The following is a 13,753-nucleotide window of genomic DNA, read 5'->3' as shown; positions in this document are numbered from 1 at the left end:
GGCTCAGGGCTGCACCGCCTCGATGGCCTCTGACTTGCCCTCCAGCTGGGGCAGGCTGAAACGGTAGGCCACGTAGTATTTGTAGATGGTGCCAACGTAGTTGATGGGCCCCTGGCCCACGTCGTTGGCCACCAGCTGCTCCACGTTGCCAAACCAGACGTTCGGATCCAGCCCCTTGTCGGCCGCCTTGGCCTGCAATGCCTGTACCCGGTTCGGACCCGCATTGTAGGCGGCCAGGGCGAACAGATGGCGATTGAGCCTGTCCATCCCGGGATCATTGAAGTAGGTGTCCAGGATGAGCCGCATGTAGCGACAGGCCGCCTCCACATTGCCCTCCAGACTGGTGAGTCTGGCGCCTCGGATCCCCACCTCCTTGCCGGTACTCGGCAGCAGTTGCATGATGCCGACGGCCCCCCGGTGGGAGCCCACATTAGGATTGAGCCCCGACTCCTTGTAAGCCAGCGCGGCCAGCATCAGCCAGTCCAGCTGATACTTGTCCGCCTGGGTCTCCAGTACCTTGCGAATGGTCGACAGTCGCCCCAGCGGGTCCGGCGCCAGTATGTTGCTCATGCGGTCGCTCTGCGCCAGCAGGCGGCGCAATGTCATGTCACTGTAGAGGGTCCGCTTGCTCGACTCCGAGATGTAGGCGTTCACCGCCTTGAGCAGCTCCGGGCTGTTGTTGCGCAGGGCCCAGGCGCTGCGCCCCTTGTCCCGCAGCGGTATCAGCCTGTGGGCCTTGAGGCCGCCAATCATGTCGAGCCAGATCCGCCCCTTGAAGCTGTCGGTGACCGTCAGCGGAATGATCCCGGCTGACACCATCTCCAGCAGGTCCCCGTCCTGCAGGTATTCGGGAACCGTCTCGATGTAGACCGGGGGCAACCCCAGCTCCCGAAACAGCCAGTTGAGCTGGTGCAGGCTCTCGAAATAACTGGAGCTGGCTCGCACCCAGATCCGCCGGCCGGACAGCTGGGTGATGCGATTGAAGGCAGGGAGCTCCCGCTGGCTCACCACCCACTCCTCGATGGGGGTGATCAGCGGCTGGGAGAAGGTCACCTGCTCGCGCCGGGTGGGGGTGACCGTCAGGTTGGCGGCCACCAGATCCCCGCGCCCCTCGGCCAGATAGTCCAGCAGCTTGTCCTGGCGCACCGGGATATAAATGATCTTGAGCTTGAGCTTCTCCTTGGCCAGGTAGGTCTGGTTCAACCAGCGCTCGAATCCCTGAAGCTGATTGACCAGGATGCCGTACTGGGCTCCCTTGTCGAAAAAGAAAAACCCCCGCTCATAGACCACCAGGGCCCTGAGCTCTTTTTTTTGCAGGATGTGTTCGAGATCACCGGCCTGGGGCAGCAACTGCGGCTTGAGATCCGCCGCCAGCAGAGGGAGAGAGCAGAGAGCCAGCAGGGCCCAGATCCATCGCCGCATCATGATGTAACCACCTCGCTGTGGGCCGGTGCGCACCGTCGGGTCTGTCAGAGAAGGCGCCTGCGCCAAGTCATGGGGCGTCGCGGGATCTTCTGCCGATCGGCGCATGCCGGACGGAAAACGGATCGTCCGTGGGATAACTCACTATACAACGCAAAGGGAGGGAAAAAGCGAGGGGCAGAGCAAGACGGCAGGCAAGCCTGCCGTGTCATCACGATCTCAGAGGGAGCGGGCGCGCATCTCGAAGATCAGCTTCTCGGCGGTGCAGGTGAATTGCAGGCGGGCCTTCAGGATCACGCCATCCGGGCCCCGGCTCAGCTCGCTGCTGCTTTTGGCTTCGGCAGTGACCTGCTTGGCCAGCGCCTCGTAAGCTGCAAATTTCTCGCGGGCGTCGGCTTCTGCAGCGGCCTCGATCACCAGCTCCATGACGTCGTCACCTTCGCCGATGATGGTGCCAATTTCGGCAAAACAGCCGCAACTGTCACAGGTCTCGTTCAGTTCCACTTTCTCGTCTACAGACATACGTTTACTCCTACTTATTCCGGATATTGTCATCGTCGCGCAAGGCGTTGCGAAAATCCCTGATGGCAGTGCCCAGATCCTCACCGGCGCCAGCCAGGCGTTTGCTGCCAAACACCACGACGACGACCACGAGCAGGATCAGCAGATGCCAGATATGAATGCCACCCAGTCCCATAGGGAGACTCCTGACTGTTAGATACCTGGAGGTTGTATCAAAAGAAAGCGTATCGATTGTTGGGCAAAATCAAGGCAGGTGCAAGTTGGCGAAAAAATCGCGCAAAAACGGCGACGAGGCGCAAAAAAATACGGCGACCATGGGCCGCCGTATGAGTCGGTGCTACTTGTCCCCTCAACCGCTACATCCTGTACCAGCCGCCACCAGGGCGAGAGACCCGTCGAGCATAGGATCGCCAAGATATGAAAACAAATGGTATATATTCATCTAGGAATTGAAGAGGATTCATATCATGTTGCTGGAACAGCTTGCACGCATAGACCTTAATTTGTTGATAATCTTGCAAGTCTTGCTGGAAGAGCGCAACGGCAGTCGGGCTGCACGCCGTTTGCACCTGAGCCAGTCCGCCGTCAGCAAGGCCCTCGGGCGGTTGCGGGAGACCTTTGACGATCCCCTGTTCGTGCGCTCGGCCTACGGGATGGATCCCACTCCGCGCGCCCTGGATCTCCAGCAGCAGCTACAACCCATACTGCTCTCCCTGGACAACCTGATCCAGCCGCCGGACTTCGATCCCGCCAGCACGGAGCGGGAGTTCGTCATCGCCAGCATGGACAGCGCCTTCACCCTGTTTGCCCCCCTCTACCTGAGCGAGCTGAAGCGTCAGGCCCCTGGCATCCGCCTGCGCTACGAGGAGTGGACCGAGCACAGCCTGACCGAGATGAGCCAGGGCCAGGTGGATATCGCCTTCACGGTGCGGGAGAACTGCATCAATTCGGATTTTCGCCTCGACACCCTGCCCAACGCCATCTGCCAGCGGCTGCTCACCATCGACGATCTCACCTGCCTGGTGCAACGGGATCACCCTGCCTTGCAGGAGCCCGAGTGGGATCTCGCCCGTTACCTCGCCTACCCTCATGTGCAGACCTACTGCGAGGGGCGGGATCGCTGGATGCTGGATCACAAGCTGGCGGAGCAGGATCTCTATCGCCGGATCGAGGCGACCGTGCCCTCCTTCGAGGCGGCCCTGCGCATGGGCATGCACTCGGACATGATAGTGACCCTCTCCCGGCTCTATGCCCGCCACGCGACCCAGGTCTATCCCCTGGTGCCGCTGCCGCTGCCCATCGCCCTAGACAGCATCTCCCACCTGCTCATCTGGCATCAGCGCCACGAGGAGGATCCGGGCCATCGCTGGCTGCGGGAGACCCTGCTCGCCCTCATCATGGGCAAGCTGGAAACCTCGGTGGATGGTCCGGCCGCTGCCGCCTGACGCGCAAAAAAAACGGGGCTCAAGAAGCCCCGTTTCACATTGACGTCAGCATTCGCCCCGTCAGTTCTGACCCGTCACCGCCAGATAATGGTGCACCCCGTCCAGCAGCATCTGCACCGAGATCATCACCAGCAGCATGCCCATCAGCCGCTCCACCGCGGTGAGTCCTCGCTCACCCAGCAGCTTGTTGAACAGCTCGTAGAACATCAGGATCACGGCGCTGGCCCCCCAGGCCATCAGCAGGGCCAATGACCAGTCCACCATCCGGGTCGGCTCCTGGTTGGCCAGAAGCAGCAGGGAAGCCAGGATGGAGGGGCCCGCAATCATGGGGATGGCCATGGGCACCAGGAAGGGCTCCTCCCCCGCCGCCAGCCCGGTCACGCCACCGGGGCTCGGGAAGATCATCTTGATGGCGATGAGGAAGAGGATGATGCCCCCCGCGATGCTGACCGCCTCCTGACGCAGGTTGAGGAAGCTCAGGATCTGCTGACCGGCGAACAGGAAGCCCATCATGATCACCAGTGAAAACAACAGCTCCCGCAGCATTACCTTGCGTCGACGCTTGGGGTCGACATGGCGCAGGATGGAGAGGAAGACCGGCAGGTTGCCCAGCGGATCCATGATCAGAAACAGCATGACGGCAGCGGAGAATGTGTCCATAGAGCGCCCGGGCAGAACCTTTCAACAAGAGGGGAAGGAGGGCGAAATATAACAAAGGTGGCGGGATTCGGCGAGCGCCCAACCGCGCTCGCCGCTGGCGATCATCCGTGGTTGCAGATCTTGTCAGCGCGGGTCTGGAACCCTGACTCCGAGTCGATGAACTTGCCGCGCCTGGCCAGGAAGTCGATCAGGGCGTCAGCGTCCATCTCGCTGGCGCTGCAGGTGTGGAACCGGGCCTCGGCACCGAAGCGCGAGGCGATCGCCGCCCTGAGGCTGGCCCGGGTAAACGGACTCTCATGCTCCAGCATCATCTCCATCACTTCGTGACCGTGTATCGATTGGGACATCTCGAACCTCTTTAATCATCATGTCAGATGACAATTAAAGCCCGAAGCCCGGAGAGGGTTCTTGATATAGGCCAACAAAACGCCTTTTTTAACGCCAGCGGGCTGGTCGTGAGCGCCGCTTTGTCGATAATGTGGCAACCTGACGGGGGGATGGCTACACTGTCGCCCCTTTTTGCCACCGCAGACAGAAAATAAGGACATTGGCGTCATGCTGTTCCATGGATTGGTCTTCAAACCCTGGCGGATCTGGACCCGTCGCCCGCTCTGGTTGAAGACTCTGCTCGGCATGCTGACCGGGATAGGTCTGGGACTCTGCTTCAGCGAGCAGGCCCTGCTGCTCAAGCCCATCGGCGTCCTGTTCGTCAACACCATCCAGATGCTGATGGTGCCCCTCATCTTCTGTTCCGTCCTGGCAGGCCTCACCGCCCTGCTCAAGGGCAAGCGGCTCGACCGCATCGCCGGCAAGGCCATCGGCTTCTATCTCTGCTCCACCGCCGTCGCCATCTGCATCGGCCTGATGATGGGCTGGCTGCTGGAGCCGGGCATGGGCGCCAATATGGGTCCTTATGAACGGGGCGCCATGGCGCAGCAACCTACCCTGGCCAGCGTGCTGAGCCACCTGGTGCCGCGCAACCCGGTGCAGGCCATGGGCGATGGCAAGATATTGCAGGTGATCGTGTTCGCCGTGGCCCTCGCTCTCGCCCTCAACGCCACCGGGCGACGCGGCCGCCCCGCCATCCTGTTCTTTACCTCTCTGGCGGAGGGAATGTTCAAGCTGACCCAGATGGTGATGGCCCTGGCCCCCTATGGCGTCTGCGCCCTGATGGCCTGGATGACCGGCAAGTACGGCGTCAGCCTGCTGTTGCCGCTGCTCAAGGTGATCGGCGCCGTCTACCTCGGCTGCCTGCTCCACGTGCTCGGCGTCTACAGCAGCCTGCTGCTCCTGATGGCGCGCCTCAACCCGTTGCACTACTTCAAGAGCATCGTCGATGCCCAGGCGGTGGCCTTCACCAGCAGTTCAAGCAGCAGTACCCTGCCCATCAGCCTGGCCTGCGCCGAACGCAGGCTCGGGGTCTCCCCCGCCATCACCGCCAAGGTGCTGCCCATCGGCGCCACCATCAACATGGATGGCACCGCCCTCTATCAGGGGGTCACCGCCCTGTTCGTGGCCCAGGCCTTCGGGGTGGATCTGCATCTGGTGGACTACCTGACCATCATCAGCATCGTCACGCTGGCCAGCATCGGCACGGCGGGCACACCCGGTACCGGGCTGATGTTGCTGACCCTGACCCTCACTGCCGTGGGACTGCCTCTGGAAGGGGTGGCGCTCATCGCCGGCATAGACCGGATCCTCGACATGGCGCGCACCACGGTCAACGTCTCCGGCGACATCCTGGTCTCCGTGCTCATCGCCCGCAGCGAGAAGGAGCTGGATCTCGCCACCTACCACGATGCCCATGCGGGGGATGACATCGACTTCACCCTGCGCTGAGGGCGCGAGGGGCGTTCAATGATCCTGGGGATCGTGATGGCAGCGCCAGCAGATATCGAAGTTGGCGCCGTTCTCCTCCCCGCACTGGCCGCACAGCCAGCCGTTGCCCTGGCGCTGCTGGTAGCGCTCGATGATCCGGCCCGCCCGCTGACGATCCCGCTCGTTCACCATCAGGGTCACTTGCAGCAGATCCACCGGCAGCTCCCCGAGCGCGCCGGAGAGCCCTTCGCCGCTGAGGCGCACCCTGACTCCCTCTACCTCCAAGGCCCCTTTCAGGGCATGCGCCTCCAGGGAGTGAGAGGCGCGATACAAGTTAATCCACTGATCCATACGTTGTCCTCGAAACCCTTGCCAGTGCCGTCATCACCAGCACTACCATCATTCCAGGGCGAGCATCTTCCGGGAGTGAGATGCCCGATACAGATTCATCCACCGCTCCATACGTTGTCCTCGAAACCCTTGCCAGAGCCGTCATCACCAGCACTACCATCATTCCAGGGCGAGCATCTGCCGGGAGCGAGATGCCCGATACAGATTCATCCACCGCTCCATACGTTGTCCTCGAAACCCTTACAGCAGCTTGTCGATGCCGTAAGCCGGGCCGTTGGCCACCAGAAAATCGATGAATGCCCTCAGCTTGCGCGGCATCAGGCGCCGCTCGGGAAACAGCAGGTAGATGGGTACCCTGGGTTGCTGCCACTCCGGCAGCAAGGAGACCAGCGTCCCGTTCGCCAGCTCATCATGGCACAGCATGGCAGGCAGGGAAGCCAGCCCCAGCCCCGCCTTCGCCGCCTCCCTGGCACAGGTGATGTTGTTGACCTGGAAGCGGGACGGGGGATCCACCAGCACTTCACGATCATCCAGCTCGAAACACCAGTGCGAGGCGAGGAACCCCGTGCTGACCGCGATCCGCTCGTGATGCACCAGATCGGCGGGCCTCTGGATCACCGGGTGGCGCGCCAGATAGTCCGGGCTGGCGCACAGCAGCCGCTCGGTGCTCCAGAGACGCCGCGCCGCCAGGTTGGAGTCGCTCATGTCGCCGACCCGCACGATGGCATCCAGCCCCTCGCTGATGGGATCCACGATGCGGTTGGTCAGCTCCAGCTCCACCTTCATGCCCGGATAGGCTTGCAGGAAGTTCGCCACCAGCCTGCCCACCACCAGCTGTCCCGTCTCGATGGGCACCGCCAGCTTGAGGGTCCCCGTCACCTCCTGCTGGCTGGCACTGAGCATCAGTTCGGCCTGGGCCAGCTCCTCCACCGCCTTGCTGCAGCGTAGATAATATTGTTCACCGGCTTCCGTCAGGGTGAGCTGCCGGGTGGAGCGATAGAGCAACCGCGCGCCGAGACGCTGCTCCAGCTCGGCGATGCGGCGGCTCACCGTCGCCTTGGTCATGCCCAGCTCCTGGGCAGCGGCGGTAAAGGAGCCCTTGTCGACGATACGAACGAGGATTAAGGCAGCATTCAGGTCCATTGTTTCACCAGTGAAACTGTATATCTCATGAATGGATACTAATCGAAACAGTTGCACGATGTTAGCCTGCCCGCCACAGTTCAGGAAAACCAATATCATGAGTCAACACAAGAAGATCCCCCTGCTGGCCGCCCTGGTGCTGGCCCTGCTCGGCCTGCTGTTTGCCGGTTACTGGTATCTGCATGGCCGCTACTTCGAGAGCACCGACAACGCCTACCTTCAAAGCGAGGTGACCGGCATCGGTTCCAAGCTCTCCGGCTACATCAGCGAAGTGCTGGTGACCGACAACCAGGCGGTGAAGGCCGGCCAGCTCATCGCCCGGCTCGACGACCGCGAATACAGAACCAAGGTGGCGGAGGCCGAGGCCGATCTGCACCTCAACCAGGCGACGGCGGATAACCTCGCCGCCACCCGTATCCAGCAGTTGAGCCTCATCCGCCAGGCCGAGGCAAAAGTCAGCTCGGCCAATGCCGAGCAGATCCGGGCCCAGCAGCAGGTGCGCCGGGTCAGCCAGCTCAATGAGCGTCACTACAGCTCCCAGGACAGCCTGGACGAGGTGCGCGCCGGCTTGCAGGTCAACCAGGCCCAGGCACTGGAGGCCAAAGCCGCCCTGCAGGCCGCCCGCGAGCGGCTGTTGGTGCTGGATGCCGAAGCCAAGCAGAACCAGGCCAGGCTGGCTTTGAGCGAGGCCCAGCTTGAACAAGCCAGGCTGGAACTCGGCTACACCGAGCTGCGAGCCCCGGCTGACGGCATCATCGGCAAGCGCAGCCTGCGGGAAGGGCTCTACGTCCAGTCCGGTATGCAGGTGGCCAGCCTGGTGCCCCTGAGCCAGGTGTGGGTCGAGGCCAACTTCAAAGAGACCCAGTTGCAGCACATGCAGCCGGGCCAGAAGGTGGAGGTGATCCTGGATGCCTATCCGGATCAACCGGTCGAGGGGATCATCGACAGCCTCTCTCCGGCCACCGGTGCCAAGTTCGCCCTGCTGCCGCCGGAGAACGCCACCGGCAACTTCACCAAAATCGTGCAGCGGGTGCCGGTCAAGATCCGTATCCCGGATCCGGGCGCCCTGGCGGGCAAGCTGCTGCCCGGCCTCTCCACCGAGGTGATCGTCGACACCCGCACCCCTGATCCCGTGGTGGCCGCCCACTGATGGACGCCATACCACGCCGCAACTGGATCGCGGTCATGGGGGGCCTCATCGGCGCCTTCATGGCCATCCTCGACATCCAGATCACCAACGCCTCCCTGAAAGACATTCAGGGGGCACTCTCGGCCACCCTGAGCGAGAGCTCCTGGATCTCCACCTCCTATCTGGTGGCGGAGATGATCGCCATACCGCTGAGCGGCTGGCTGAGCCGGGGACTGAGCGTGCGGCGCTACCTGCTGTGGACCACGGGCGCCTTCATCGTCGCCTCCGTGCTCTGCTCGTTCAGCTGGAACCTCACCAGCATGATCGTCTTTCGGGCGCTGCAGGGCTTCACCGGCGGGGCCCTGATCCCCATGGCCTTCTCCCTCATCGTCAGCCTGCTGCCGCTGCACAAGCGAGCCACCGGCATGGCGCTGTTCGGCCTGTGCGCCACCTTCGCCCCCGCCATCGGCCCGACCCTGGGGGGCTGGCTGACGGAGCAGATGTCCTGGCACTACATCTTCTATCTGAACGTGCCGCCCGGTCTGCTGGTGATGGCTATGCTGGCCCACGGGCTGGACAGGAAGCCGGTGGACTGGGAGGTGATCAAGCGGGTGGATCTCATCGGCATCCTCACCATGGCGGTGGGGCTCGGACTCCTGGAGGTGGTGCTGGAAGAGGGCAACCGGGAGGACTGGTTCGGCTCGAGCTTCATCGTGCGGCTCACCGTCATCTCGGTGGTGGCCCTGGTATTCTTCGTCATCAGCCAGTTGCTGCGCCGCCACCCCCTGGTCAACCTGCGGCTGCTGCACAACCCGCGCTTCGCCCTGGCCTGCTTCGCCTACCTGGTGCTCGGCATGGGGTTGATGGGCTCCATCTATGTGCTGCCCCTCTACATGACCCAGATCCACAACTACAACGCCCTGGAAATCGGTGAAGTGCTGATGTGGATGGGGTTGCCCCAGTTGCTGGTGCTCCCCCTGGTGCCCAAGCTGACCCACAAGATAGATCCGCGCTATCTGGTGAGCTTCGGCTTTCTGGTCTTCGCCATCAGCTGCTTCATGAACGTGAACATGAACGCCGACTACGCCGGGCCCCAGCTGATCCAGTCCCTCATCGTGCGGGCCCTGGGGCAGCCCTTCATCATGGTGCCCCTCTCCCTGGTGGCGACCGCCAGCCTGACGCCGGACGAGATCCCCTCTTCCTCGACCCTGCTCAACGTGCTGCGCAACCTGGGGGGCGCCTTCGGCATCGCCATCATCGCCACCCTGATCGACAACGACACCCGGACTCATGTCAGCCAGATCGGCAGCACCCTTGCCGCCACCAGCATCGAGGGGCAGGCCTATCTGATGCAGCTGGCCCAGACCATGATGGCCCAGGGAGCCGGGCCGGAGCAGGCCCAGTTGCAGGCCCGGGCCATGCTGTCGAACACCATCAGCCGCGAGGCGGCCATCATGGCCTACAACCAGGTGTTCTACGTGATGGGTATCTTCCTGCTCGTCGCCAGCGCCCTGATGCTGCTGCTCAAGCAGCCGGCCCCAAGGGACCCTGACGCAGAACCGGTCGAGGCGTGAAAGGTGGGGCTCACATAGCAAAACGGGCCAGAAGGCCCGTTTTTCATGGCTGCCCGCCAGTCAGCCCGCCAGGGAGGCGGCGATCAGGAATTGGGCCGCGAAGTAGCTGCTCATGATCCAGGCCGTGGCATGGGGGAAGGGGCGGCGGAATCTGTCCAGTGCCAGCATGCTGTCGGAGAAGAGGAACATCAGCGCCCCCACCAGGGCGGCGGCGCTGCCGGCAGTGAGAGAGGCATGCCAGGCACCGGCAGCCACCCAGGCCATGGCGATGATCACCAGCATGTAGCAGAAGACGGGGATCCTCATCTCGCCGAGCTGGCCCCACAGGAGCCCGAACACCATGCCAGCCACCAGCAGCAGCAGCAGACCGTCCACCAGCTTGAGCACCAGGGGCCCCTGTGCGAACCCGACGATGTAGCAGAGGTGAGCGACAAGAAATGCCGCCAGCCCCTGGATGAAACGATCCCGTGGCAGCATCAGCAGCACGTCCCCCGCCAGCGACAGGCAGAGACCGAGCAGGATCCAGGCGTGGGAGCCGTTGTGATCGTCGCTCTGGTAGCCAAACGCCAGGGCGATGATGAACAGCATGGTCAGGGGTTTGCTGATGTAGAACTGACGGGAGTCTGAGCCGTAAGCCGCGCGGATGTGCCACCAGCCCGATGCGATGATCAAGAAACTCAATAACATGCCCTGCTCCTCACCGGCTGCTCACCCTGGGGCGGCAACCTCTTTAGTGCCCGCAAGAGTAGCAAATTCCCCCGGCCAGTGGCAGAGGCTGAAGCAGATGGCACCCTACACCTAAAGTCTAATTGCCCCCATCCCCGCCCTCGGGCATAAGAGACAGTTCTGGAGGATCACCATGGAAGACGCTATGACCAACTACCTGCCCGCTATCGATATCATGATGTGCCATCTTGGCATTAGCTTTGAACAGGCCTGCGAGCAGCTTGGCCTCAGCCCGCAGGAGCAGCAGACCCTCGACCAACTGCAAAAACAGAAGCAGACCCAGTCCAACTGATGCCCCGGACTGATGGCCCGAAGTGGCCGGCATCACAGCCCAGCATAAAAAACGGCGCCCGAAGGCGCCGTTTTTTATTGGGTGATGATCAGGGTCGAGCGACCCGGCGGCGTTGCAGCCAGACCACGGCTCCGAACAGCAGGAAGCCCGGCAGCCACATCAGCTCCTTGGGCCAGCGCTCGGTGGGCGCCTTGACGCTCAGGATCTGCTGATCCATCTCCAGCCCCAGATCGGCGGCCTGGCTGCCGAAGGTGACGGTGTCGATCAGGATCTTGCCGTCCTGCTCATAGGTCTGGATCCCCAGCTTGGCCAGACGATCCTCACCACTGACGCCCGAAGGCACCGGCAGCAGCACGGTGAAGCGGCGCAACTTGCCCACCGCATCTTCCCCTTCCATGCGCAGGCGCAGGGTGCTCTCGGCCTCCACCTGACCCATGGTCTGGGCCAGCTCGGCCGGGGCGGTGTCGCGATACGGGTCGTGCAGCAGATCCATCCAGAAGCCAGGACGGAACAGGGTGAAGGCCACCAGCAGCAGCAGCACGCTCTCGTACCAGCGGCTCTTCACCAGGAAGAAGCCCTGGGTGGCGGCAGCGAAGATCAGCATGGCGATGGTGGCCACGAAGAAGATCAGTACGCCGTGGGCGAAGTCCACGTTGATGAGCAGCAGATCGGTGTTGAAGATGAACAGGAACGGCAGCGCCGCGGTACGCAGGCTGTAGTAGAACGCCGTGATCCCGGTCTTGATGGGGTCGCCCTTGGAGACGGCGGCCGCGGCGAACGAGGCCAGCCCCACCGGCGGGGTCACGTCCGCCATGATGCCGAAGTAGAAGACGAACAGGTGCACCGCGATGAGCGGCACGATGAGGCCGTTCTGCTGACCCAGGGTGACGATCACCGGCGCCAGCAGGCTCGATACCACGATGTAGTTGGCAGTGGTCGGCAGCCCCATGCCGAGGATGAGGCTCAGCAGCGCGGTGAGGATCAGCATGAGCAGCAGGTTGCCCATGGAGAGGAACTCCACCAGATCCGCCAGCACCAGGCCGACGCCGGTCTGGGAGACGGCCCCGACGATGATGCCGGCAGTGGCGGTGGCAATGCCGATGCCGATCATGTTGCGGGCACCGGCAATCAGCCCCTCGCGCAGGTCCACCACGCCATCGGTGAAGGAGCCGTAGTCATGCTTGCCGTCGGTGCGCAGCCAGTTCAGCAGCGGTCGCTGGGTCAGCAGGATGATGATGAGCATCACCGACCCCCAGAAGGCCGACAGGCCGGGGGAGAGTCGCTCCACCATCAGACACCACACCAGCACCACCACGGGCAGCAGGAAGTGCAGGCCGGAGAGCAGCACAGCGCGGGTCTCGGGCAGCTCGTCCAGTGGCTTGTCCGGGTCTTCCGCCGGCAGCGGCGCGTTGCTCGCGGCGATCTTCAGCAGTCCCAGGTAGGCGACGGCCAGCAGCACGCTGATCCCCGGCAGGGCATAGTCACCCAGTACCGGCTTGAGCCAGCCCAGACCGTAGTAGACCGCCATGGAAAGGCCGCTGATGAGGGCGGCACCGAAGGCGAAGCCGGTCAGGCGGCGCAGCCAGGGGCGCGGCTGACGGTTGCCGATGGGCTGCATCCCGAGCTTGAGCGCCTCGAGGTGCACGATGTAGAGCAGGGCGATGTAGGAGATGGCCGCCGGCAGGAAGGCGTGCTTGATGATCTCCACATAGGGGATGCCCACGTACTCCACCATCAGGAAGGCAGCAGCCCCCATGACCGGCGGCATGATCTGGCCGTTGACCGAAGAGGCCACTTCCACCGCGCCGGCCTTCTCCTTGGAGAAACCGACCCGTTTCATCATGGGGATGGTGAAGGTGCCCGTGGTCACCACGTTGGCGATGGAGGAGCCGGAGATGACGCCGGTCAGTGCCGAGGCGACCACGGCCGCCTTGGCCGGGCCGCCGCGCAGGTGACCCAGCAGGCTGAAGGCGAGCTGGATGAAGTAATGGCCCGCACCGGCACGCTCGAGCAGGGCGCCAAACAGCACGAACAGGAAGACGAAGCTGGTGGAGACCCCAAGGGCGATGCCGAACACCCCTTCGGTGGTGATCCACTGGTGGTTGGCCAGCGCATGCAGGCTCACCCCGCGGTGGGCCAGCAGGGAAGGCATCCAGGGACCGGCCAGGCTGTAGGCCAGGAAGACGATGGCGATGACCGCCAGGGCCGGGCCCAGGGCGCGGCGGGCCGCTTCCAGCAGGAGCGGGATGCCGACGCAGGCCACCGCGAAGTCCATGGTGGTCAGGTTGCCAGGACGCTGGGCAAGCTCCTGGTACATGACGAACAGATAGCTGGCGACGGCGGCACCGACGAGGCCGAGGGCGATGTCGGCAAGGGGAACCCTGTCTCGCGGTGAGCTGCGCATGGCCGGGAACACCAGGTAGGCGAGCAGGATGGCGAAGGCCAGGTGAATCGAGCGTGTTTCAGTGTCGTTGAGGACGCCGATGCCGAGGGAGAAGGGCAGCGGCGAGGCAATCCAGAGCTGGAACAGGGACCAGATCAGCGCAAGACCCGCGATGATCCAGCTCATGGGGCCGACGGGCAGCCTGGCGCCGACGTCCTGGGCGATCAGCTCCTCGGCCGAGAGCGCCTCTTGTTGTTGTGTTTGCTGCATAGTGTGACTCTGTAGGTA

The 13,753-nt window shown here is 63.3% G+C and carries 14 protein-coding genes; 5 read left to right on the top strand and 9 right to left on the bottom strand.

Annotated elements, in window-relative coordinates; translation table 11 throughout:
* Positions 1 to 3: 3 nt before the first annotated feature.
* The 3 genes from HKD46_RS14970 to tatA all read right to left on the bottom strand — a co-directional run bounded on the left by HKD46_RS14970 (position 4) and on the right by tatA (position 2,119).
* Entirely contained in the window at positions 4 to 1,425 is a 1,422-nt protein-coding gene (locus tag HKD46_RS14970; RefSeq protein WP_161469760.1) for a lytic transglycosylase F, read from the bottom strand.
* Positions 1,426 to 1,641: 216 nt separating this feature from the next.
* Positions 1,642 to 1,944 carry a YfcZ/YiiS family protein gene (locus HKD46_RS14965; protein WP_010672593.1) on the bottom strand — a complete coding sequence of 101 codons (303 nt, stop codon included), beginning with the start codon at positions 1,942 to 1,944 and terminating at the stop codon, positions 1,642 to 1,644.
* A gap of 10 nt (positions 1,945 to 1,954) precedes the next feature.
* Positions 1,955 to 2,119, bottom strand: coding sequence for a twin-arginine translocase TatA/TatE family subunit (tatA, locus tag HKD46_RS14960; protein ID WP_010672592.1), 165 nt, complete (start codon positions 2,117 to 2,119; stop codon positions 1,955 to 1,957).
* Between the two features lie 292 nt (positions 2,120 to 2,411).
* Between tatA and HKD46_RS14955 the strand changes: the two genes are divergently transcribed.
* Entirely contained in the window at positions 2,412 to 3,389 is a 978-nt protein-coding gene (locus HKD46_RS14955; protein ID WP_171865607.1) for a LysR substrate-binding domain-containing protein, read from the top strand.
* Positions 3,390 to 3,449: 60 nt separating this feature from the next.
* Here the strand turns inward: HKD46_RS14955 and HKD46_RS14950 are convergent, their stop codons facing one another.
* Together HKD46_RS14950 and HKD46_RS14945 are read right to left on the bottom strand one after the other, a co-directional pair.
* Complete coding sequence (locus tag HKD46_RS14950) at positions 3,450 to 4,049, bottom strand: YhgN family NAAT transporter (RefSeq protein ID WP_010672590.1); 600 nt, start codon at positions 4,047 to 4,049, stop codon at positions 3,450 to 3,452.
* A gap of 101 nt (positions 4,050 to 4,150) precedes the next feature.
* A complete protein-coding gene (locus HKD46_RS14945; protein ID WP_161469758.1) occupies positions 4,151 to 4,396 on the bottom strand; it encodes a YecH family metal-binding protein in 246 nt (81 codons plus the stop codon).
* 208 nt (positions 4,397 to 4,604) lie between these two features.
* Between HKD46_RS14945 and HKD46_RS14940 the strand changes: the two genes are divergently transcribed.
* The gene (locus tag HKD46_RS14940) at positions 4,605 to 5,888 is read left to right on the top strand and encodes a dicarboxylate/amino acid:cation symporter (protein ID WP_041214291.1); all 1,284 of its coding nucleotides are present in this window, start codon (positions 4,605 to 4,607) and stop codon (positions 5,886 to 5,888) included.
* 15 nt (positions 5,889 to 5,903) lie between these two features.
* On the opposite strand, the gene HKD46_RS14935 is transcribed toward HKD46_RS14940, so the two are convergent.
* The gene (locus HKD46_RS14935; RefSeq protein WP_010672587.1) at positions 5,904 to 6,218 is read right to left on the bottom strand and encodes a DUF2007 domain-containing protein; all 315 of its coding nucleotides are present in this window, start codon (positions 6,216 to 6,218) and stop codon (positions 5,904 to 5,906) included.
* A 240-nt stretch (positions 6,219 to 6,458) separates the two neighbouring features.
* Entirely contained in the window at positions 6,459 to 7,361 is a 903-nt protein-coding gene (locus HKD46_RS14930; protein ID WP_010672586.1) for a LysR family transcriptional regulator, read from the bottom strand.
* Between the two features lie 97 nt (positions 7,362 to 7,458).
* On the opposite strand from HKD46_RS14930, the gene HKD46_RS14925 reads away from it, so the two are divergent.
* Both HKD46_RS14925 and HKD46_RS14920 read left to right on the top strand, forming a co-directional pair.
* The gene (locus HKD46_RS14925; protein WP_171865606.1) at positions 7,459 to 8,511 is read left to right on the top strand and encodes an HlyD family secretion protein; all 1,053 of its coding nucleotides are present in this window, start codon (positions 7,459 to 7,461) and stop codon (positions 8,509 to 8,511) included.
* Entirely contained in the window at positions 8,511 to 10,064 is a 1,554-nt protein-coding gene (locus HKD46_RS14920; RefSeq protein ID WP_113978375.1) for a DHA2 family efflux MFS transporter permease subunit, read from the top strand. Before HKD46_RS14925 ends, HKD46_RS14920 begins: the two co-directional genes overlap by 1 nt.
* A gap of 60 nt (positions 10,065 to 10,124) precedes the next feature.
* Here the strand turns inward: HKD46_RS14920 and HKD46_RS14915 are convergent, their stop codons facing one another.
* Positions 10,125 to 10,751 (bottom strand): lysoplasmalogenase, encoded by a 627-nt coding sequence (locus HKD46_RS14915; RefSeq protein WP_042864577.1) that lies wholly within the window; start codon positions 10,749 to 10,751, stop codon positions 10,125 to 10,127.
* 172 nt (positions 10,752 to 10,923) lie between these two features.
* Here HKD46_RS14915 and HKD46_RS14910 point away from each other — a divergent pair, with 172 nt between their 5' ends.
* Positions 10,924 to 11,082, top strand: coding sequence for a hypothetical protein (locus tag HKD46_RS14910; RefSeq protein WP_005332188.1), 159 nt, complete (start codon positions 10,924 to 10,926; stop codon positions 11,080 to 11,082).
* Between the two features lie 88 nt (positions 11,083 to 11,170).
* Here the strand turns inward: HKD46_RS14910 and HKD46_RS14905 are convergent, their stop codons facing one another.
* Positions 11,171 to 13,735 carry a TRAP transporter permease gene (locus tag HKD46_RS14905; RefSeq protein WP_171865605.1) on the bottom strand — a complete coding sequence of 855 codons (2,565 nt, stop codon included), beginning with the start codon at positions 13,733 to 13,735 and terminating at the stop codon, positions 11,171 to 11,173.
* Positions 13,736 to 13,753: the final 18 nt, after the last annotated feature.

Source organism: Aeromonas sp. TW 6 (assembly GCF_013168745.1).
Taxonomy (GTDB): Bacteria; Pseudomonadota; Gammaproteobacteria; order Enterobacterales; family Aeromonadaceae; genus Aeromonas; species Aeromonas caviae.
This window is presented reverse-complemented; position numbering and strand designations above follow the sequence as displayed.